This window comes from Streptomyces sp. SP17BM10, assembly GCF_036322405.1.
Taxonomy (GTDB): domain Bacteria; phylum Actinomycetota; class Actinomycetes; order Streptomycetales; family Streptomycetaceae; genus Kitasatospora.
In genome coordinates, this window is the sequence record NZ_JAQYXB010000661.1 from 466,747 (window position 1) to 487,752 (window position 21,006).

Genomic DNA, 21,006 nt, shown 5'->3' on the forward strand with positions numbered 1-21,006 from the left:
CCCTGGCCCCCTGGATGCCCGTCAGGTCTTGCGCAGGTCCGGGGCCGGGGCGCCGATCAGGAGGCGGCGCACGGCGTCCCAGGCGGTGCGCAGCGCGGCGGCGCAGGCGCGGGTGTCGTCGCCGAGCACCCGCAGCCAGGCGCCGGCGTCGTGCGGCAGGACGCTGACGCCGTACAGCAGGGCGCGGTCGGCGAGGGCCTCGTGCAGGGTGTCGGCGACCTGCGTGGCCGGGGCGAGCGGCGTGATCGCGTACAGGCTGGCCATGACGTCGTGTCCGGCGAGCACCGCCGGACCGGTGACCCCCGCGCCGGGAGGACGGCCGGGGGGAGCGCCGGGCTCCAGGCGGACGGTGTCCAGGGCGACCAGCCGGCCGTCCGGGCGCCGCACTTCGAGGTCGGAGGCGAACACCCGGTAGGCGTTGCGCTCGCCGCGGGCCAGGCGTCCGGCGAGGACGGTCTCGCCGGCGAGGACGGTGGCGGTGGGGTCGACGGTGAGGACGGTGCGCTGGTAGAGGCGGGAGTCGACGAAGGGGATGACGGGCTCGGGCAGGTACTCGACGTAGGCGCGGGGGCCGGCGTGCAGGTTGACGAGCTGCGTCGCGTAGTCGAACTCCATCCGGTAGACCTTGGTGGCCGCCTGGGTGGTGAGGTGTACCGCGGTGTCGGCGCCGCAGTGGAGGTCCGTGCGCAGCCGGTCGGCCTGGAGGATGCCGCCGCCGGTGGACATCAGGAGGGTGACGGCGAGGTCCGGGCGGGCCGGGTCGTAGTAGAGCGGGCGCATGATCTGCAGCGGCGACTTCTGGTAGTGGCCGGTGAGTTCGGTGCGGGCGCCGATCTTCTCGAAGGCGAGTTCCAGGAGGCCGACCTTGCCGGGGCGTCCGACCCCGAGGGTGTCGGGCGTCCCGGCGTGCCGGCGGACCTCGGCCGGGACACGGGCCGGCTCGTAGTGCCGGGGGTCGAGCCGCGGTGGTGGCGCGTCCGCGGCCACTTCGGCGGCCGCGCCCGCGGGCGCCTGCGGAGCCACGTCCGGGCCCGCCTGCGCAGCGGCCGTCATGCGGCGGCCTTGCGGAAGGTCTCCAGGAAGTCGGCGATCTCCTCCAGTCCGTCTCCGGTCAGGCAGTTGGTGAGGACGACGGGTCCGCCCTCGCGGACGCGGTGGGCGTCGGACTCCATGACGCCGAGGTCGGCGCGGACGTACTGGGCGATGTCGATCTTGTTGATCACCAGGAGGTCGGACTCGGTGATGCCCGGGCCGCGCTTGCGGGGCATCTTCTCGCCCTCGGCGGTGTCGAGGACGAAGAGGAAGAGGTCGACGAGGACGGGGCTGAAGGTGAGGGTCAGGTTGTCGCCGCCGGACTCGTACAGCAGGGTGTCGACGTCCGGGAAGCGTTCCAGGAGCTCGGCGCCGGCGGCGAGGTTCATCGTCGGGTCGTCGCGGACGGCGGTGTGCGGGCAGGCGCCGGTCTCGACGCCCACGACGCGTTCGGGGTCGAGCAGGCCGGCCAGCGTGCGGCGCACGTGCTGGGCGTCCTCCTGGGTGTAGATGTCGTTGGTGACGACCGCCGGGCGGTGGCCGCGGGCGATCAGGACCGGGACGAGGGCCTCGATCAGCGCCGTCTTGCCGGAGCCGACGGGGCCGCCGATGCCGACGCGGAGCACGTTCTCGGTCAAGTTTCCTCCTCTGGTGCGGTGTTGCCGGTTCCTCTGCGTGGTCAGCTCATGAACAGCCGGGCCTCGGCCCGTTCGTGCCGGCCGGACATCGCGTCCGCGACCGGCGCGCAGCCGCCGAGGTCGGCCAACTCCCGTTCGAGGGCCGCCCGGACGACCTCCTGGAGCACCGGCGCGAGCGACCGCAGCACGACCTGCGCCTTGCGGTGGTCGGTCAGGCGCAGCCTCAGCGCGGCGCCGACGAAGCTGGTGCAGAAGGCGAACAGGTCGCCGGCCAGGGCCTGTTCGGCCGGGACTCCGGCGGCGGCGTACGCGACCCCGGCGGCCACGGCCTGGGAGCCCGGGGCGCGTTTGTCGGCGACCAGTTCGGCGTACCGCTCCAGCGGTTCGCCGCCGAGCGACTCCCGGGCGATGTCCAGGAGTTGGCGCCCGGTCCGGGTGGAGGCCAGGCGCAGCTCGCGGTTGAGCTTGGTGGCGTGGAGCCGCTCGTCGACCTCGGCGAGCAGGTCCCAGTCGCCGGCCGTCGCGGCGCGGTGGGCGAGGGCGAGCGCGGTGGCGTCGCCCGGGCCCACCGAGTGGCGCAGCAGGTCGGTGAGCAGGTCCGGCATGGTGTCCGGGGTGACGGCCTTGGCCTGGGCGTAGCCCTCCAGCCCGTGGGAGAGGGTGTAGAACCCGCTGGGGAAGGCGGAGTCGGTGAGCTGGAGGCAGACCAGCAGGGCGTCCAGGGCTCCCGGGTCCGGGGCGACGGGGCCACCTCCGACGGGACCACCTCCGACGGGGTCGACTCCGACGGGGCCACCTACAACGGGGCCGCTCATGCGAGGTAGAACAGGTGGTTGAGCGGGAGTTCGCGGGCGGGTTCGATCGTGGCGGGCTCGCCGTCCAGGGTGACCTTGTAGGTCTCCGGGTCGACCGCGATCTTCGGCAGGGCGTCGTTGCGGACCATGTGCTGCTTGCCGACCGAGCGGCACCGCCGCACCGGCAGGACGCGGCTGTCGAGGCCGAGCGTGGCCGGGACGCCGAGGTCGACGGCGGCCTGGGACATGAAGGAGACCCGGGTGGCCTGCTTGGCGCGGCCGAGCGCGCCGTACATGGGCCGGTAGTAGACCGGCTGCGGGGTGGGCAGCGAGGCGTTGGGGTCGCCCATGAGGGCCCAGTTGATGACGCCGCCCTTGATGACCATCTTGGGCTTGGCGCCGAAGGAGTTGATCGGCCAGAGCACGATGTCGGCGAGCTTGCCGGGCTCCAGGGAGCCGATGTGGTCGGCGGTGCCGGAGGCGATGGCCGGATTGATGGTCAGCTTGGCGAGGTAGCGCAGGACCCGGAAGTTGTCGTTGCGGTCGGTGTCGCCGGCGAGCTTGCCGCGCTGGTCCTTGCAGTGGTGGGCGGTCTGGAAGGCGCGGGTGAAGGACTCGCCGATGCGGCCCATGGCCTGCGAGTCGGAGGAGAAGATCGAGATGACGCCCTCGTCGTGCAGGACGGTCTCGGCGGCGATGGTCTCGGCGCGCACCCGGGAGTCGGCGAAGGAGACGTCCTCGGGGATGTCGTGGCTGAGGTGGTGGCAGACCATCACCATGTCGAGCAGCTCGTCGACGGAGTTGACGGTGTAGGGCAGCGTCGGGTTCGTCGAGGACGGCAGGACGTTGGCCTCGCCGGCGATCCGCATGATGTCGGGGGCGTGGCCGCCGCCTGCGCCCTCGGTGTGGAAGGTGTGGATGGTGCGGCCGTCGATCGCGGAGAGGGTGTCCTCGAAGAAGCCGCCCTCGTTGAGGGTGTCCGTGTGGATGGCGACCTGGACGTCGTACTCGTCGGCGACGCGCAGAGCGGTGTCGATCGCGGCCGGGGTGCTGCCCCAGTCCTCGTGCACCTTCAGGCCGCACACGCCCGCCTCGACCTGTTCGCGCAGGGCGCCGGGCAGCGAGCCGTTGCCCTTGCCGAGGAGGCCGACGTTGACCGGGAGGTCCTCGACGGCCTGGTACATCCGGCCGATGTTCCACGGGCCGGGCGTGCAGGTGGTGCCCTTGGTGCCGTCGGAGGGGCCCGTGCCGCCGCCGATGAGGGTGGTGATGCCGTTGCTCAGGGCCTCCTGCGCCTGCTGGGGGGCGATGAAGTGGATGTGGGTGTCGATGCCGCCGGCGGTGGCGATCAGGTGCTCGCCGGAGATGACATCGGTGCCGGGGCCGATCACGAGCTTGGGGTGCACGCCGCTCTGGGCGTGCGGGTTGCCGGCCTTGCCGACGGCGGCGATGAAGCCGTCCTTGACGCCGATGTCGCCCTTGACGACGCCGAGGACCGGGTCCAGCACGACGACGTTGGTGATGACCAGGTCGAGCGCGCCCTGGACGGAGGTGGCGGCCGGGTCCTGGGCCATGCCGTCGCGGATGCCCTTGCCGCCGCCGTAGACGGCCTCGTCGCCGTAGTGGCCCTGGTTGAAGTCCTTCTCGACCTCGACCACGAGGTTGGTGTCGGCGAGGTGGAAGCGGTCGCCGACGGTGGGCCCGAACAGGTCGGTGTACTGCTTGCGGGAGAGCATGGCCATCAGCGGGTGCCTTCCTTGCGGTCGTCCTTGTGGTCGAGGTTGGTGCCCTTGAAGCCGAGCGCGATCGCCCGGCCGAGGGCGCGGGCGCGCGTGTCGGGGGACTTGATGCCGCCGTCGACGAGGTTGGCGAAGCCGACCAGGCGGCCGTGGCCGCCGAACTCGACGAGCGTGACGTCCTTGGTGTCACCGGGCTCGAAGCGCACGGCGGTGCCGGCCGGGATGTCCAGGTGCTTGCCGTAGGCGGCGTTGCGGTCGAAGTCGAGGGCGCGGTTGGCCTCGAAGAAGTGGTAGTGGGAACCGACCTGGATCGCCCGGTCGCCGGTGTTGCCGACCGTGACGGTGACCGTGGCGCGGCCGGCGTTGATCTCCACCGGATCGTCGCCGTACAGGTACGTGGCACCACCAGACATGGCTGGCCCTTCCTCTCCCTCGGTTCAGTGGGGCTCGTTGAGCGGGGGTCGCTTGGCGGGGGTCGCTTGGCGGGGTTCGTTGGGCGGGGTTCGTTGGGCGGGGTTCGTTCAGCGGTGCGCGTGGATGTGCGCGTGGCCGGGACCGTGGCCGTGGCCGTGCCCGGGTCCGTGGCCGTGCGCGCCGCCCGGGCCGTGGCTGTGGGCGTAGCCGTGCCCGTGCTCGGCGTCGAGTCCGGCCGCGATGCCGTCCTCGCCGTGGCCGAGCAGGTGCAGGGCCGCTGCCGTGCGGGCCGCGACCACCCCGGCGATCGCGGAGGGGCGCAGCAGCGGTCCGCCGTCGCGGACGCCGACCGGTGCCCCGGGCGCCACCGCCCGTCCGAAGGAGGCCGGGACGGCGGTGACCGTGCGGGCGCCGAGGAGGCGGCAGCGTTCGGCGCCCTCGGCGGGGTCGGGGTCGCCGCCGGCGAGGGCCACCTCGACCCAGCGGTGGTGCCCGTACTGGCGCACGAGCCGGGCGATCCGGAAGAGTTCGGCGTCCTCGAACGGGCCGGCCGCCGGCGCGGTGACCAGGACCGCGCCCTCGGGGTCGGGGCCGGTGCCGGCCGCGGCGCGCAGCCAGCCGACGAGGTGTCCGGCGGCGCCGAACGGCGCGGTGAGGGCGAGCCGGCCGCGGGCCTCTCCGGCGGCGAGCCAGTGCAGGGCACGGGCGCTGTCGGCGACGAGTTTCGGGTCGCGGCCGAGCGTCATGGGGACGACGCACACCGGTCCGCCGGTGGCGGCGAGCGCCGAGCGGACGGCCGCGGCGAGGTCGCGTCCCGGGGCGGCCGCCGCGTGGACGGCGGGCTCGCGGTCCACGAGGGGGGCGAGGTCGCGGGCGTGGCCGCTCTCGTGCCCGCCGGCCAGCACCACGGTGGCGGCCCGGCGGTCGGCGGTCACTCAGGCACCGACCGGGTCGTGGCAGGAGACGAGCTTGGTGCCGTCGAGGAAGGCGGCCTCGACCTGGAGCAGCGGGAGCATCTCGCGCACGCCGGGCATCACGTCGGCGCTGCCGACGACCTGCTTGCCGATCTCCATGCACTCGGCGACGGTGCGCCCGTCGCGCGCGCCCTCCATGATGGCCTCGCTGATCAGCGCGCAGGCCTCGCTGTAATTCAGTTTCACGCCGCGGTCGCGGCGTTTGCGGGCCAGATCGGCCACGACGTAGACGTACAGCTTGTCCATCTCGCGCGGGGACAGGTTCACGGGGACCACGCTTCCTTTCCGGCTTTTCGGAGAAACCCAGGGGGAGTTCGGGGAACGGGACGGACCCTCAGATTCGGCGCAGCCTCGGAACACCCGGCACCGCCGCGAGGAACAGCAATGTGGTAACGACGAACGGCCACGTGAAGGCATGGCTGCCGAAGGGCGCGGCGACGGCGTCGAGCGCCGGGGTCAGCACGGTCGCGGTGACCGCGCCGAACAGCGCGTAGGCCGCGCTCCAGGGGCCGGGGGCGACGAACACGCCGCACAGGGCCATCGCCACCAGCACGCCGTTGTAGCCGAGCACTCCCTCGCCGACGGCTTCGGCGGGTGCGCCGAGGGCCCAGGCGGTGACCAGCGCGGTGGCGCTGCCCGCGCAGGCCGCGAGGGCGGCGAGGCGGCTGGCCGCGAGGAGTCCGGCGAGGAGCAGCAGGCCGACGTACCACTGGGGCATGAAGAAGATCTGGCCGATGTTGGCGAAGAAGCCGTGCCACAGCTGGTCCCCGTTCGGCCCGGTGGGGCCGGTGGCGGGCAGGGGCAGGGCGGCCGGGGTGGGGGCGCCGTGCCACAGCTGCCGCAAGCCCGGCGCCGCGGCCGTGGTCGCGGTGGCCACGAGGCAGAACGGCGCGGTGAGCGCGGGCAGCCCGCGGGCGGCGAGCAGGGTGGTGAGGCCCGCGGTGAGGACGACGGAGCCGACGGCGCCGAGCACCGCGACGACAAGGGTCGCCGGGTGTCCGGGGTCGTGGAAGACCGCGCAGCTCAGGGCGACCAGGCAGCCGTTGCAGCCGAGCAGTCCCGCCCGGACGGCGCCGGGTGCGAGCTGCAGCGCGTACGCGGTGCCGGTGCCGACCGCGCTGCCGAGCAGGCCGTACGCGCCGTACCGCCAGCCGGCGGCGAACAGTGCGGCCGCGAAGAGGAGGCCGCACACCGCCGACGGCAGGAATTCCACCTGGGCTACTCCGCGCAGGACTTCGATCACCCATCTGACGGATATCGGGCGAGTGGCCTCCCGCGCCGCTGGTCCGTCCTTTTCCTGACCCATTCGTCGCACCAATTCCCGCTACGGCTTTCGGCCGCATGGCGAAGTACTCCGCGAAGCTGTTCGACGTGCTCTCACGAACGACCCGCGATTCCTTCGGAACCGTACTCCTGCGGATCGCCGACATGCTCGCACACGTCAGGTTACGGGCGAATGACATCGGGTGATCATCTCGGCGCTGAGCTGCAACAATCTGTTGAATCTGCAGGTCGGGCCCCGCCTGAAGAAGCCCATTCTTTGCGAAGTTTTACTCATCACCAACGAAAAGGAGGGGTGGCCGTGTCCATGGATTCCACCCGAATCCCCTCCTGACCGGCAATTCGGACACCCGGCTCCGCGGGAAGCGAGCGGTTTCCGTACCCGGGTGGACTCGGGGAGGGCGAGGAGGTGCTCGGGGGAGAACCGCAGAACGACCGGGACGACGAGCTCCGGGCCTTCATCGTCGCGGCTTGGCCGCGGCTGCTGCGGACGACACGGCCACCGAGCCGCCGCTCGTCACCACCGGGGACCCACCGGCCCGGTGGATCACGGCGCCCCGCAGGGCCGGCACCCGGGCCGAGACCTGGCGGCCATTCGGCCGCGGCGGCGCCGAGCCCCCGAACCGGCCGCCCGGGTTCCTGAAGTGACGGCGGGTTTCCCGGCGTGACACCGGCGTCGTCCGGTCCGCGGCGGGTAGGGGGTCGGGCATGGATGCGATATTGGTGGAAGAGGACTTCGCCCACATCGACGGCACCGACATGAACGCGATCCTCGAACTGCTCGGTCGGCTCGCCCTCGAGGCCGAGCCGACCGCCCCGCGCGGTGGCGGCGGCCGGGGCCGGCAGTGGGAACTGACGATGCACTGGCAGGCGACCGGTCCGATCTCGGAGGCCACCGAGGCCGGACTGCGCGACACGGCCGCCAGGATCAGGGAGCACTTCGTCACCGCCGGCAAGCAGGCCCCGTCCCGGGTCGTCCTGTGCGGGCGGGACGGGCTCGTGCTCCGGACCTTCCAGTAACCCGACCGGCACCGCCCGGCAGCGCCCGAACGGGAATGGGAAGTCGGCCCGGCCGACTTCCCGCTCCCGCACGCTCAGCCCCGCGCGCGACCGACGGTGCTCGGTACCGCCCGGACGTCGACGCCGACCTCACCTGAGCTACCGCCAACACACTGCACTCGCACCCTCCCCCTACGTCACCGCGCCGGACGTCCGACCCCGCTGTCCGCCGGGGCCGCAGCGTTGCCCTGGAGGCCACGCGGGCGCGGCCACTGGGGACCTGATGGCATGTCCGCGATGGGCGTCACACACTCTTCACACGGGCGCCACTCTCCGGGCGGCCACGTGCATGACACTGGGCCGCACGGCCGCGAGCAGGGGCCGTTCGCCGGCGAACGGTCAACGGGAAGGTGACATTGTGTCGGAGCGGTGAGCGAGCACCGTCCAGACAGCGAACGGGCTTTCACTCCAATAACACGGTATGACTAGTATCGCTTCGTCAAAAAGCCCGCCCTAAGGAGTCAGCTCTGCGCGCGCGTGCGAATCGGCGGCCCCCGGCGCCGAAGGCCCCCCGCAGGCGTCCGCGCCTGTCCCTGCGGACGGCGCTGCTCGTCCTGGCCGTCGTCCCCAGCATCGCCCTCGCCCTGCTCTGGGCGGTCACCAGCGGCGAGACGCTCTCCTCCTTCCAGCGGCAGGCCGCCCAGGGCATGCTCGCCCAGAAGGCCGGACAGCCGTCCAACATCGTCTACTACAACCTCCAGGAGGAGCGCCGGCTCAGCGCCGAGGCGCTCGCCCGGCCCGGTGCCAACGCGGACCAGCTGCGCCGGCAGCGCCAGCTGACGGACGATGCGGTGCGCCAATTCCAGGCGCTGTCCGGCGAGACCGCCGACGAGGCCCCCGCCGAGGTGCGCACCGCCGTCGCCGAGGCCCGCCAGGCGCTCGGCCGGCTCGGCGAGCAACGCGCCGCCGTCGACCGCGCCACCATCGACCAGCAGTCGCTGTACGCCTACTACACCGACCTGATCGCCGTGGACCTGCGGCTGTTCACCGCGCTCAGCCACGTCGACACCGGTGAGATCACCTGGATCTCCAAGACCCTCGTCAACGCCTTCTGGGCCAAGGAGATGCTCGCCCGCGAGGACGCCATCCTGGCCCGTGGCTGGCCCTCCGGGCGGCTCGGCGTCGCCGAGTACCAGCAGGTGCAGGAGGCGATCGGGGCGCAGGACCACCTGTTCACCGTCCAGATCGCGCCCTACGTCCCCGCCGGGGAGGCGCCGGCCTGGCACGACCTGATGAACAGCCCGTCCTGGCAGGCCAAGACGGCAGTCGAGCAGGCGCTCACCAAGCCGACCCCCGCCGAGCCGGGCGGCGCCACCGTCAAGCTGCCGCCGATGCAGGACCAGTGGCGCCAGGCCGTCGACCAGGTCAACCCGCAGCTCGTCAAGGCGATCGAGACCCGCACCGACGGCGTGGTCAAGGTCGGCCTGAACTCGATCCTCTCGCTGCTGACCACCGTCGTGCTGACCGCGGTCGTCGGCCTGGTCGCCGTCATCGGGATCGGCATCGCGAGCTGGCGCCTCAGCCGCTCGCTGCGCCGCCGGATCAAGGAGCTCCAGACCCAGGCCGAGGAGCTGGAGCGCACCCTGCCCGAGGTCGTCGAGCGCCTCGGGCGCGGCGAGCAGGTCGACGTCGAGGCCGAGAGCCGGGCCATCACGGCCGCGGCCGGCACCCTGCGCGGCGGCGGCACCGACGAACTCGCCGCCCTCGGCCAGGCACTCAACGCCGCCCGCACCTCCGCCCTGGCGACCGCCGTGCGCCAGGCCGAGCAGCACCGCGGCTTCGAGCGGCTGCTCCAGCGCATCGCCCGCCGCACCCAGCTGCTGATCGGCCGCCAGCTGCGCCGCCTGGACGAGCTGGAGCGCAAGCACGAGGACCCGGAGGTCCTGGAGGGCCTGTTCGACCTCGACCACCTCACCGCGCGCCTGCGCCGCTACGAGGAGAACCTCGTCATCATGGCCGGCGGCCAGCCGCAGCGGCGCTGGCGCAAGCCCGTCCCGCTGCTGGACGTGCTGCGCGCCGCGCAGGGCGAGGTGCAGGACTACCGGCGGATCATGCTGGACGTCGAGGGCCACCCCTGGCTCTCCGAGCGGGCCGTCGGGCCGGTCGCCCACGTGCTCGCCGAGCTGATGGAGAACGCCACCACCTTCTCCAAGCCGCCGACGCCGGTCGAGGTCAGGGCCGCCATGGTCGGGCGCGGGCTCGCCGTGGAGATCGAGGACCGCGGCCTGGGCATGGACCCGGAGCAGTACGACGCGGCCAACGCGCTGATGCTCCGCCCGCCCGCGCGCATGGACGTCCTGGAGCGCGGCGACGACATCCGCCTCGGCTTCCACGTCGTGGCCCGGCTGGCCGCCAACACCGGTCTGAAGGTCGAGTTCCGCCCGTCCGCGTTCGGCGGCACCCGGGTGGTGGTCCTGGTGCCGACCGAGCTCGTCATCGACGGCGACGCCGGGCTGCCCGACGCCGCCCACGGGCCGGCCGCGGCGACCGGGCCGATCCCGCTCGTACGGCGCTCGCGCAAGGCGCTGATGACGGCCTCCAACGAGGTGCCCGAGGCGCGGCCGGTCCAGGTGCTCGCTCCGGCGGAGGCCTTCGGGACGGCCGACTCCTTCGGACGCGTCGAGCACGCCGGGCAGGTCGAGCACGCCGGGCAGGTCGGACACGCCGGGCAGGTCGGACACGCCGGGCAGGTCGAGCACGCCGGGCAGGTCGGGCACACCGAGTACGCCGGGCCGACGACCGGGGCGCCGCACGAAGGGCCGTCCCCGGACCAGTACGCCCTTCAGCCCGCCGGCCAGTACGCCGTTCAGCCCGCCGGCCGGCACGCCGACCAGCCGATCGAGCACAGCTCCCCGGCCCCGGAGACGGCCCTCGACCAGGCCACCTCGCACGACGTCCCCGCGCACGACGTCCCCGTCCAGGACGCCCCCGCGCACGACGCGCCCGCCTACCCGGACATCGCCTACGCCCTGGTGACGGACGCCGAGGCCCCGTACGCCGACGAGCAGTACCGCCCGGCCGACCACTACCGGCTCGCCGAGCGGCGGCGCCGCCGCGAGTACGCCTCCGCCGTGCCGCTCAGCCCCGCCGACGGCCACCAGCCGCCGCTGCCGCAGCGCATCCGCCAGGCCAGCCTCGCGGCCGAGCTGCGCGTCCCGCCGCCCGCCGCGCAGGCCGAGCCCCGGCGGCCCGCGCCGGCCGCCCCCGCGGCGGACGGGCAGCCCGTCGGCGGCCCGTTCCAGCGCCCGGTGCGCCGCTCCGGCGCCACCATCGGCGCCTTCCAGCGCCAGTCCCGCGCGGCCCGCGCCCAGGGCCTCCAGGGCGGTGTCCAGGACGGTGGGGAGGCCGCCCTTCCCCGGGCCGCCGCCCCGCCGGTTCCCCCCACCGCCCCGGCCGGCTCCTCGACACACGCACCGGAGTCCTCCCCCTGGGCCCTGCCGGCCGCGGACCCCCGAACGACACGAACGGATGACCAGTCATGAACCGCACCACCGCCACCCACCAGGACCTCGACTGGCTGCTGGACGGACTCGTCGACTCGGTCCCCGGGACCAGGAACGCCGTCCTGCTCTCCGACGACGGCCTGGTCGTCAGCCACTCCCGCAGCATCGAGCGCGCCGACGCCGAGCGCCTGGCCGCCGTCGCCACCGGCCAGCAGAGCCTGGCCCGGGGCGTCGGCCAGCTCTTCGACGGCGGACCGGTCCACCAGGTGATCGTCGAGCTCGCCGAGTGCTGGCTGTTCGTCATCGCCGCCGCCCAGGGCACCCACCTCGCCGTCGTCGCCTCCCAGGAGGTCGACGCCGAGGTGATGTCCGTCGCCATGCACACCCTCGTACAGCAGGTCGGCCAGAAGCTCGGCACCCCCGTCCGCGGCGAGGCCGTCCCCGGCTCCTTCGACGCGTTCGCCGCCCGCCGGCCCGGCGCCACCGGACGGGGCTGACGCGGGTGGTCCCGCACTGGAGCGAACTCGACGACGAGGACGACGACTTCGACGCCGGGACGATGGTGCGCCCGTACACCATCACCCGCGGCCGCACCGCGCCCGAACGCGACGACCTCACCCTGATCACGGTGCTCACCACCGACGAGGAGGAGGCCGACCGGGCCCTCGCGCGCAGCCTCGGCGGCGTGCGCGCCCTCCAGCCCGAGCACCGGGCGATCCTCTACCGCTGCCGTCGACCGGCCGCGGTCGCCGAGGTGGCCGCCGGGCTGGACCTCCCGGTCTCGGTCACCAAGATCCTGCTCGGCGACCTGGTCGCCCAGGGCCTGCTGCGGGCCCGTGCGCCGCTCTCGGTGGCCCGGGCCGCCGGCGGCGCGGACCTCGGCCTGCTCACGGCCGTACGCGAAGGACTCCGGAGACTGTGACCATGGCAACGCCCCACCCCGCGGCCCCCGCCGCCGTCAAGATCCTCATCGCGGGCGGCTTCGGCGTCGGCAAGACCACCCTCGTCGCCTCGGTCAGCGAGGTCGCCCCGCTGCGCACCGAGGAGTACCTCACCAAGGCCAGCGTCGGCGTCGACGACCTGGCCGGGGTCGACCAGAAGGACACCACGACCGTCGCCCTCGACTTCGGGCGGATCACCGTCAGCCCGGAGCTCGTCGTCTACCTGTTCGGCACGCCCGGCCAGGAGCGCTTCTGGTTCATGTGGAACGACCTGGTCAACGGCGCCCTCGGCGGCATCGTCATCGCCGACACCCGGCGGCTGGACACCAGCTTCGCCTCCATCGACTTCTTCGAGAGCCGGGGCATCCCGTTCGTGGTCGCGATCAACTGCTTCCACGGCCACAACACCCGCACCCCCGAAGAGATCCGGGCCGCGCTCGACCTCGACCCGCAGGTGCCGATGCTGATCGGCGACGTCCGCGACCGGGCCTTCGGGCGCGACCTCCTGCTCGCCCTCGTCGACCACCTGATGGACCTCGCCGCCGCCCCCGTCGGCTGATCCGGCCCGCGCCCTTCACACCCTGGAGCCCCGCATGACCTCTCCCCTGCGCATACTCGTCCACGGCGGCGGCATCGGCGGCCTCACCCTCGCCACCGCCCTCGCCCGGCGCGGCCACCACGTCGACGTCGCCGAACTGCGCGACGGCCTGGAGGCGTCGGGCGTCGGCATCATCCAGCCGTCCAACGCCCTGCACGTGATGCGCGAGATCGGCGTCCTGGACGCCTGCCTGGCCGCCGGCTTCGAGTGGGAGGTGCTGACCATCTGCGACCCGGCCGGCACCACGCTCGCCGAGATCCCGCAGCCCCGCATGGGCGACGCCCCCGCCAACAACGGCATCCCCCGCCCCGCCCTCGCCGAGGTGCTCGCCGGCGCCGCCACCGCGGCCGGGGCCCGCCTGCGCTTCGGCACGACGATCGCCGAACTCGCCGACGACGACGCCGGGGTGGACGTCACCCTCACCGACGGCCACAGCGGCCGCTACGACCTCGTGGTCGGCTTCGACGGCATCGGCTCGCCGCTGCGCCGGCGCATCTACGGGGAGAAGTACGCACCCGCGTACACCGGCTTCGCCAACTGGCGTGTGACGCTGCCGCGTTCGCCCGAGGTGCGGGGCGTCGTGATGTCCGCCGGGAACCTCGAGGCCAAGGCGCTGCTCACCCCGATCAGCACCGAACTCATGTACCTGGGCTCGGTGTTCGCCGAGGCCGAGGACTTCCGGCCGGACCCGGAGCGCGCCCACGAGCAGCTCGCCGAGCGCCTCGCCGGCTTCGGCGGCCCCATCGCCGCGGCTCTCGCCCAGGTCACCGACCCGGCCGCGGTGGTCTACTCGCGCATCTCCCAGGTGACCGTCGAGGAGCCCTGGCACATCGGACGCGTCGCCCTCGCCGGCGACGCCGCCCACGCCAGCACCCCGCACCTCGCCCAGGGCGCGGCGATGGCGGTCGAGGACGCGCTCGTGCTCGCCCAGAGTCTGGACGCCGCCGACTCCGTCGAGGCCGCCCTGACCGCCTGGGAGGAGCGCCGCCGCCCGCGCGCGCTGTGGGTGCAGGCGCTCTCCCGCGCGATCCTCAAGCAGGAGACCGGCACGCCGACCACGCCGGAGGAGGACGAGCTCCTGAAGGTCGGCATCCCCGGCGCGGCGCACGTGCTCGTCAAGCCGTACTGACGGGCGGCCGCATGACCGACGGCCGATCCACGGGCGGCCTGACGGCAGGACGGTTCAGGGGCGGACGGTTCAGGGACGGACGGTTCAGGGACGGACGGTTCAGGGACGGACGGTTCAGGGGCGTGCGGTGATGTCTCGGCGGCGGTTCCAGACCGCCGCCGAGATCCGCGCGACCAGGCGGGCCGCCGGGTCGGCGGTGCCGTGGCCGGAGGCGAGCGGGCCGGTGTAGCAGACCGCGATCAGGTAGGGCGGGCAGTCGTCCGGGTGGACGACGCCCACGCTGTGCCGGGCGCCGGTGACCCAGCCGTTCTTGAACGCGATCCGGGTGCCCGGCGGCAGCCCGGCCGCGAGGTCCACCCGGTAGGCGTTGCGCTCCAGGAGGGCCAGCAACTCCGGCTCCCCGTCGAGGGACCGCAAGAGCCGGACCAGGTCGCGGGCGGTCACCAGGTTGTCGACGCCGGCCTCGCGCGCGGCGGCGTCCTCGATCCCGCGCGGGGTGGCGCTGTGCGTCGCCCCGGCCCGCCGCCAGACCTCGGCCACCGCCCCGGCGCCGACGGCGGCGAGGCACAGGTTGGTGGCCAGGTTGGAGGAGTGGGTGATCATCCGCTCGGCGAGCGTGCGCAGCGGAGCGGTACCGCCGAGGAGCTCCCAGGGCAGCGGATCGCCGTCGCCGTCACGGGTGTTGGTGAAGTCGCCGCCCACGGCCGAGTCGAACCGGTTCACCACGGGCACCTCGGCGTCCAGGTCGACGCCGCTGCGGTGCAGGGCCGCGAGCACGGCGACCTTCATCGTGCTCGCCGCGTAGTGCCGCACGTCCGCCGCCCGTCCGAACACCGGCTCACCGCTCCCCCAGGGAGCCACCACCACAGACAACATCCGGCAAGCGTAGGCCCGGACGACGGCCGACGGGCGACGACGAACAGAAAACCGCTGACAGCTGACAGATAACAGATAACAGATTTCGAAATCTGTTATCTGTCAGCTGTCAGTGCGTCACTCGCCGTGTGCCGCCGCGCGCTGCGGCCGTCAGCTGCTCGGACGCGGGGACGGGAGGGCGGCCGTGCCCGCGAGGAGCGGCCATTCGCGGTGGAAGGGCGGCAGCGGGAGCTTGCCCTCGATGATCGGCGTGCCGAAGATCTTCAGGTGCGCGGTGAGCGCGCCGTTCAGGTCGACGCCCCCGACCACCGACCAGTTGCCCTGCGCCTGCGGGGTGCCGCCCGGGACGTCGGCGCTCAGCGAGCCCTCCGCCTTCGCGCTCAGGTAGGGCGCGACCGTGGTCTCCACGCCGACCGTGTCGTACAGGCCGACGCTGGCCTCGGCGCCGAGCGCGGCGCGGACGCCGGCCTTGCCGTTCAGCCGCAGATGGACCGGGGACACCTTGGTGTCGGCGGCGTCGCTGATCGGGGCCCAACCCTTTCCGCCGGTGTAGTCGGCGCGCACCGACCAGGTGCCGGTGGCCTCCTGCTCGGCCTCGACGTGGACCTGGCCGTCGGCGCTGATCTCCAGGTAGCAGGTCAGGCCGAGGTTGACGACGACGGGCAGGCCCGCGACGGTGAGCACCGGGCTCGCCTGGAGCTTGGCGAACGGCAGCCGCACGGGCGCCGCGCCGGTGGTGCGGGCGAGGTCGCCGGTGACCTTCCAGTGGGCGTCGGCCCCGAGGTCGAAGCCGATGGACGCCGTGCGCGGGCTGCCCGCGGCGGCGCCGTGGTAGGCGAAGTGGACCGCGGGGTGCAGTCGGAGGGAGCCGGTCGCCGCCACGCTCGCGCCCTCGGGCAGCGGGATCGGGGCGTTGACGTCGACCTCCAGCGTGCCGGAGGCGTCGGCCTGCACGCCGCCGGAGCCGGCACCGACGCTCGCCTTGAGGTCCTTGACCAGCGGCGTCACCTTGATGCCGTGCGGGTCCACGGCGACCTTGCCGTCCGCCTCGGTGCCGCCGAGGAGTTCGGCGAGCGTGGCCGGGCGGGTGGCGAGCTTGATGCTGTCGCCGGCGCCGGGCTGCACGGCGGTGACGGCGACGAGCGCGCCCTGGGGCGCGGCGGCGGTCGGCGGGCTGGCGATCAGAGCGCCGGGCTGCACGGCGGGGGCGGCGGTCGCGGACGCGCTCAGTGCGGCCTTCGAGGGCGCGGCCGACGGGGCGCTCGGGCTCGCGGTCGGCGCGGCCGTGCCCGGGGCTGCCGACAGGACGGCCGTGCCGCCCGCCGGGTCGTACGCCGTGAGCTGGAGGTTGTTCGCGGCGGCCGTGACGGCGCCGCCGTCCTTGCCGGGCGTGCCGATGGCGGCCTGCTGGGCTCCGGCGGGGGCGGCCGCGACGGTCGCGGAGACCGTCGGGCGCCCGGTGGGCGCGGCGGCGGCCGTGGTGGCGCGGGCGCGCGGGGCGCCGGCGGTCGGAGCGGCGCCGGCGGGGCCGGAGCCGGTCGCCGTGGCGGCGACGGGGGTCGAGGCCGGCTCGGTGGCGGCCTGGGGAGTGCCGGGGGACGTCGGCCCGCACGCGGCGGCCCCGGTCAGGACGAGGGTGAGGAGGGCGGGGCGCACGGCCCTGCCTATCGAGCTGCTGAACACGCGGCGTCATGTTACTGACGGGGAATAACTTTGTCGAAGACAGGCCAAGTCGGGTAGGGGGCAACGGACCGGAGCCCGGTTCAGCCGCGCTCGGCCCCGTTCAGCCCAGCCGGGCCGCCGGCAGCCGGTCCGTGTCCAGCGGGCGGAGGTCCGCGGGCGCCGCGAGTTCCTCCAGGTAGTCGGCGCGGGGCAGTGACACCGCGCCGAGGCTGCGCACGTGCGGGCCGTCCCACTGGGCGTCGAGGAGCCGGCCCCCGGCGGCGGCGAAGCGGGCGGCGAGGTCGGCGACGGCGACGCGGGCCGCGTCGGGGCGGCGGTGGAACATCGAGTCGAGGCTGAGGACGGGCCCGGCGACGACGCCGAAGACCCCGCCGACCAGCTCCTCCCCCTCCCACACCTCGGCGCTGTGGGCGGCGCCGAGCGCGTGCAGCCCGGTGAGGCCGTCGATCAACTCGGCGGTCAGCCAAGCAGGTTGGCGCCCCTCCGCGCACCGCGCGAGGACCTCGCCGAAGGCCGCGTCGGCGCTGGTCCACCAGCCGAGCCGGTTGCGCAGCCGCCGCGCGAGCCGATGCCCGAGCCGGACCCCGCCGGGCGGGATGACGGGCCGGGGGTCGGGCGACCACCACGCGACGGCGTACGGGTCGTCGCCGCCGAGCAGGGCGATCTCCCCCGCCTCGACGGCCTCCTCGAAGCGCGCCTCGTTGTAGGCGATCGCGAACTCGTCGGCGGCCGGCAGGGGGAAGAGCCCGCACCGGTAGGCGGCGAGGATCCGTTCGGCCCCGAGCGCGGACCCGAACGCCACCGGCCCGTCGCCGGGTGCGGCCCGCAGGTCGACTCCGGCGAACGCGTTCACGGTCCCGCCCTGAGGTACCCGTCCGCCTCCAACTGCCCGAGGTAGAGGTCGAGCAGTCCGGCGTCCACCGCCGGGAGCCGGATGCCGCTGCCCGCGAGCGCCGCCTCGGTGTTGGTCCGGTCGAAGCGCGGGAACGTCGGCTGGAAGTACATCTCGCTGATCGACATGGCCGCGCCCGGGGCCCGGTCGACGAACAACGGGACGAAGGGGGCGATCGGGTGGGTCGGGTGCGCGGCGGCGTACCGGACGAGGCCCTGCACCCACTCCCGGTAGGGGACTTGGGACACCGGGTAGCCCCGCACCCGTAGCCGGTCGGCGAGGTCGGAGAGGTCGGCGGGCAGCGGCGAGGTCACGTGGTACACCTCGCCGTCGGCGGGCGCGTGGGCGGCGATGTGGACCACGGCGCGGGCGAAGCGGTCGGCGGGCACGTAGTCGAGTGCGAGTCGCACGTCGGGGCAAGTACCGCTGTCGGCCATGTACTTGATCAGCGCGCACATCTCGGTGCCGTGGTTCATGACGCCCGTCGCCAGGTCCCCGGTGACGTCGTTGGTGCGCAGGACGGTGACGGGAAGTCCGGCCGCGGCGGCATTGTGCAGCAGTTGTTCGGCGACCCACTTGCTCTCCACGTACCCGACGCCCAGCCGCTCCGGGTGGGCGAGCGGCGTCCGTTCGGTGACCTCGCGGATGCCCGCCGCGCCGAACCCGGCGATGACGGCGAGCGTGGAGAGGTAGTGCACGGGCACGCCCCGGCTGAGGCCGGCGAGGCGGACGACCTCGCGGGTGCCGCCGACGTTGGGGCCGCGCAGCTGGTGGTAGGGGTAGATGAAGTTGACCTGCCCACCGAGGTGGTGGACGGCGTCCAGGTTCCCCGCCATCCAGTCGAATTGACGCTTCGTCATGCCGAGCATCGGTTCGCCCAGGTCGCCGACGACCGGCACCACCCGGGCGTCCGCCAGGTCGTGGCGCAGGAAGCGCTGCTGGGTGGCGCGCAGCCGTTCGAGGGCGTGTTCCTCGTCGGGGGCGCGGACCAGGCAGTGGATGCGGGCGCGGGTGGTGGCGAGCAAGGCGTTCAGCAGGTGGGCGCCGCAGAAGCCGGTGGCGCCGGTGAGCAGGATCTCGGCGGGTTCGGCGCGACAGGGCGCGGGGTGCCAGGACTGGCCGACGGGGTGGCCCAGTTCGGCCTCGGCCGACCAGTCGACGGCGGTCTCGCGGGTGCCGGTGCCGCCCGCCCGCGCGTCCCGGACGGCGGCGGCGAAGGCGCGCAGCGTGGCGTCGCGAAGGAGGGCGCGGGTGAGGACGCGGATGCGGGTGACGTCGATGCCGAAGACGAGGCGGGCGCGGGCGAGCATCTCCATGGCGAGCAGGGAGGTGCCGCCGAGGGCGAAGAAGTCGTCGGCGGGGTGGACGAGTTCGACGTCGAGGAGTTCGGCCCACAGGTGTCCGACGGCGTCCTCGACCGCGCCGGCCGCGCCCGCTCCGGCGCCCGTTCCCGGGCTCGCGACTGAGCCCGCGGTGGAGTTGGTGCCGGCGCCGGTGTTGCCGGCGCTCCTCGCGGCCCCGCGCACCTGCGGCTCGGCCTGCGGGAGGCGGCGGCGGTCGACCTTGCCGGCCGGGGTGAGCGGCATGGCGTCCAGGGCCACGAAGGAGGCCGGGACCATGTACGCGGGCAGGCGTTCGGCCAGGTAGGAGCGGAGGCCGTCGCGGCGCCCGTCGCCGTCGGAGGCGGCGTGCTCGGCGAGCGTGTAGTAGGCGGTGAGGCGGCGGGAGCCGTCGGCCTCGGCGCCGTCGGCGGCGACCCTGGCCTGCCGGACGTCGGGGTGGCCGGCCAGGACGGCCTCGATCTCGGCCGGGTCGACCCGGTAGCCGCGGACCTTCACCTGGTCGTCGAAGCGGCCGAGGATCTCCAGCTGTCCGTCGGCCCGCCAGCGGCCGGCGTCGCCGGTGCGGTACATGCGCTCGCCGGGGACGGGGGCGTACGGGTCGGGCAGAAAGGATTCCGCCGTGAGGCCGGGGGCCCGCCAGTAGCCGCGGGCGAGGCCCGGCCCGCCGAGGTGGATCTCGCCCTTCTCGCCGGGCCGCACGGGGCTCATCCGGGAGTCCAGGACGTGCACCCGCACGCCCGGCAGCGGCCGGCCGATCGGCACCGGCGCGGCCGGGGCGGCCGCGCCGGCGTCCAGCACCGCGGCCGTCACCTCGCACAGCGTCGAGGTGACGGCCGCCTCGGTGAGGCCGTACGCGTTGACCAGGCGGACGCCGGGCAGCCGGTCCAGGCAGGTGCGGCAGTCGTCGGCGTGCACGACGTCCCCGCCGACGACGATCAGCCGCAGCGCCTTCGGTCCCGGCTCGCCGGCGGGCAGCAGCGCGAGCACGTGGTGCCAGTAGGCGGGGGTGAGGTCGGCGACGGCGAGGCCGAGTCCGCTCAGCCGGGCGACGAGCTCGAAGGGCGCCCAGGTGCGGATGCCGCCGAGGACGAGGGTGGCGCCGGAGAGCAGGGCGGCGAGCACCTGTTCGAGCGCGGTGTCGAAGCCGAGTGCGGCGAGCTGCAGGACGCGGTCACCGGGGGTGAGGCGGTAGGCGTGGATGACGCGGTCGAGCGTGAAGACGAGCGAACGGTGCGTGACCGCGACGCCCTTGGGGGTGCCGGTGGTGCCGGAGGTGTAGATCAGGTAGGCGAGGTCGTCGGGGGCGGCGGCGTCGGGCACCGGGGCCGGCGTCGCCTGGCCTCCCACCGGGACGGTCTCCATCCCCGGGACGGCACCGATCGCCACCTTGGCCCCGCTGTCCTCGACGAGCCGGGCCAGCCGCCGCTGCGGATTGGCCGGGTCCAGCGGCAGGAAGGCCCCGCCCGCCTTGAGCACCCCCAGCCACGCGACCACCAGGTCCGCGCCCCGTGGCAGGCAGACCGGCACGACCTGCTCCGCGCCGACGCCCCGGGCCCGCAGCGCGGCGGCCAACCGGTCGCTGCGCCGGTCCAGTTCGCGGTAACTCAGCGTGGCGTCGTCGGTGATCACCGCGGCCGCCTCCGGGTCGTGCGCGGCCCGCGCCCGGAACAGCCCGTGCACGGTGTCCGCGAAGCCGGCCGGTGCCCGGACGGCGGTGGCGTCCCGGCCTCCGGGCCGCCCGGACGACACGAACCCCAGGTCGTCCGGCCGCCATTCCCGCTCGACGTGCGCCCGGCACTCGGCCCGCCCGGCCGGCCCGAAGACGCGCCGCCAACCGTCGGGAACCGTCAAGTCGCCGGGCCAGATCGCATACTGACCGTTGTCATTGCGGACCACGGCGTGACGACCGGGGTCCGCGTCCCGCGGTGCGCCCTGTGCGCTGTCGACTGCGTCGTCCACCGGCTTGACCTCGTGGTGTGGCGGCAGAATGCTGGGAGGTGCGACATTTCCGACTATACGCACTCACGGCACATTGGGAACGTCCGGTGGTGATCCGCCGGAGGTCCCGGCACCGGACGGGACCGGGCGCCCCAGGACCGGACACCCGGCGACCGGACGCCCGGCGAGCCGCGCGCCCCCGTCACGCGCCCCCGCCCGACCGGCGGGGTGA

General features: G+C 74.3%; 18 protein-coding genes. 6 read left to right on the forward strand and 12 right to left on the reverse strand.

Annotated features, from left to right (window positions below; genetic code table 11):
• Positions 1–21: 21 nt before the first annotated feature.
• The 8 genes from PUR71_RS32755 to PUR71_RS32790 form a co-directional block, all read right to left on the reverse strand.
• Positions 22–1,053 carry an urease accessory protein UreD gene (locus PUR71_RS32755; RefSeq protein WP_329930809.1) on the reverse strand — a complete coding sequence of 344 codons (1,032 nt, stop codon included), beginning with the start codon at positions 1,051–1,053 and terminating at the stop codon, positions 22–24.
• A complete protein-coding gene (gene ureG / locus PUR71_RS32760) occupies positions 1,050–1,670 on the reverse strand; it encodes an urease accessory protein UreG (RefSeq protein WP_329930810.1) in 621 nt (206 codons plus the stop codon). Before ureG ends, PUR71_RS32755 begins: the two co-directional genes overlap by 4 nt.
• 41 nt (positions 1,671–1,711) lie before the next feature.
• A complete protein-coding gene (locus PUR71_RS32765; protein ID WP_329930811.1) occupies positions 1,712–2,485 on the reverse strand; it encodes an urease accessory protein UreF in 774 nt (257 codons plus the stop codon).
• Positions 2,482–4,206: an urease subunit alpha gene (gene ureC, locus PUR71_RS32770; protein WP_329930812.1), complete on the reverse strand. Its 1,725-nt coding sequence runs from the start codon at positions 4,204–4,206 to the stop codon at positions 2,482–2,484. Before ureC ends, PUR71_RS32765 begins: the two co-directional genes overlap by 4 nt.
• Entirely contained in the window at positions 4,206–4,616 is a 411-nt protein-coding gene (locus PUR71_RS32775; RefSeq protein WP_329930813.1) for an urease subunit beta, read from the reverse strand. Before PUR71_RS32775 ends, ureC begins: the two co-directional genes overlap by 1 nt.
• Positions 4,617–4,724: 108 nt before the next feature.
• Positions 4,725–5,552, reverse strand: coding sequence for a cobalamin biosynthesis protein CbiX (locus PUR71_RS32780; protein WP_329930814.1), 828 nt, complete (start codon positions 5,550–5,552; stop codon positions 4,725–4,727).
• Positions 5,553–5,858 carry an urease subunit gamma gene (locus tag PUR71_RS32785; protein WP_329930815.1) on the reverse strand — a complete coding sequence of 102 codons (306 nt, stop codon included), beginning with the start codon at positions 5,856–5,858 and terminating at the stop codon, positions 5,553–5,555.
• Positions 5,859–5,925: 67 nt separating this feature from the next.
• Complete coding sequence (locus PUR71_RS32790) at positions 5,926–6,834, reverse strand: urea transporter (RefSeq protein WP_329930816.1); 909 nt, start codon at positions 6,832–6,834, stop codon at positions 5,926–5,928.
• 746 nt (positions 6,835–7,580) lie between these two features.
• On the opposite strand from PUR71_RS32790, the gene PUR71_RS32795 reads away from it, so the two are divergent.
• The 6 genes from PUR71_RS32795 (at position 7,581) to PUR71_RS32820 (ending at position 14,042) form a co-directional block, all read left to right on the forward strand.
• Positions 7,581–7,892, forward strand: a complete 312-nt coding sequence (locus PUR71_RS32795) for a hypothetical protein (protein ID WP_329930817.1) — start codon at positions 7,581–7,583, stop codon at positions 7,890–7,892.
• A 686-nt stretch (positions 7,893–8,578) separates the two neighbouring features.
• Positions 8,579–11,413 (forward strand): sensor histidine kinase, encoded by a 2,835-nt coding sequence (locus PUR71_RS32800; RefSeq protein WP_329930818.1) that lies wholly within the window; start codon positions 8,579–8,581, stop codon positions 11,411–11,413.
• Positions 11,410–11,871, forward strand: coding sequence for a roadblock/LC7 domain-containing protein (locus tag PUR71_RS32805; RefSeq protein ID WP_329930819.1), 462 nt, complete (start codon positions 11,410–11,412; stop codon positions 11,869–11,871). Before PUR71_RS32800 ends, PUR71_RS32805 begins: the two co-directional genes overlap by 4 nt.
• Before the next feature lie 62 nt (positions 11,872–11,933).
• Entirely contained in the window at positions 11,934–12,296 is a 363-nt protein-coding gene (locus tag PUR71_RS32810) for a DUF742 domain-containing protein (protein WP_329930896.1), read from the forward strand.
• Between the two features lie 2 nt (positions 12,297–12,298).
• Positions 12,299–12,874: a GTP-binding protein gene (locus PUR71_RS32815; protein ID WP_329930820.1), complete on the forward strand. Its 576-nt coding sequence runs from the start codon at positions 12,299–12,301 to the stop codon at positions 12,872–12,874.
• 34 nt (positions 12,875–12,908) lie between these two features.
• The gene (locus PUR71_RS32820) at positions 12,909–14,042 is read left to right on the forward strand and encodes an FAD-dependent monooxygenase (protein ID WP_329930821.1); all 1,134 of its coding nucleotides are present in this window, start codon (positions 12,909–12,911) and stop codon (positions 14,040–14,042) included.
• A 114-nt stretch (positions 14,043–14,156) separates the two neighbouring features.
• On the opposite strand, the gene PUR71_RS32825 is transcribed toward PUR71_RS32820, so the two are convergent.
• The 4 genes from PUR71_RS32825 to PUR71_RS32840 all read right to left on the reverse strand — a co-directional run bounded on the left by PUR71_RS32825 (position 14,157) and on the right by PUR71_RS32840 (position 20,858).
• The gene (locus tag PUR71_RS32825; protein ID WP_329930822.1) at positions 14,157–14,918 is read right to left on the reverse strand and encodes a serine hydrolase; all 762 of its coding nucleotides are present in this window, start codon (positions 14,916–14,918) and stop codon (positions 14,157–14,159) included.
• Between the two features lie 150 nt (positions 14,919–15,068).
• On the reverse strand, positions 15,069–16,601 hold the full coding sequence (locus PUR71_RS32830) for a hypothetical protein (RefSeq protein ID WP_329930823.1): 1,533 nt from the start codon (positions 16,599–16,601) through the stop codon (positions 15,069–15,071).
• Between the two features lie 100 nt (positions 16,602–16,701).
• The gene (locus PUR71_RS32835) at positions 16,702–17,454 is read right to left on the reverse strand and encodes a leucyl/phenylalanyl-tRNA--protein transferase (RefSeq protein WP_329930824.1); all 753 of its coding nucleotides are present in this window, start codon (positions 17,452–17,454) and stop codon (positions 16,702–16,704) included.
• Positions 17,451–20,858, reverse strand: coding sequence for an amino acid adenylation domain-containing protein (locus tag PUR71_RS32840; protein ID WP_329930825.1), 3,408 nt, complete (start codon positions 20,856–20,858; stop codon positions 17,451–17,453). The genes PUR71_RS32835 and PUR71_RS32840 overlap by 4 nt, the downstream gene beginning before the upstream one ends.
• Between the last annotated feature and the right edge of the window lie 148 nt (positions 20,859–21,006).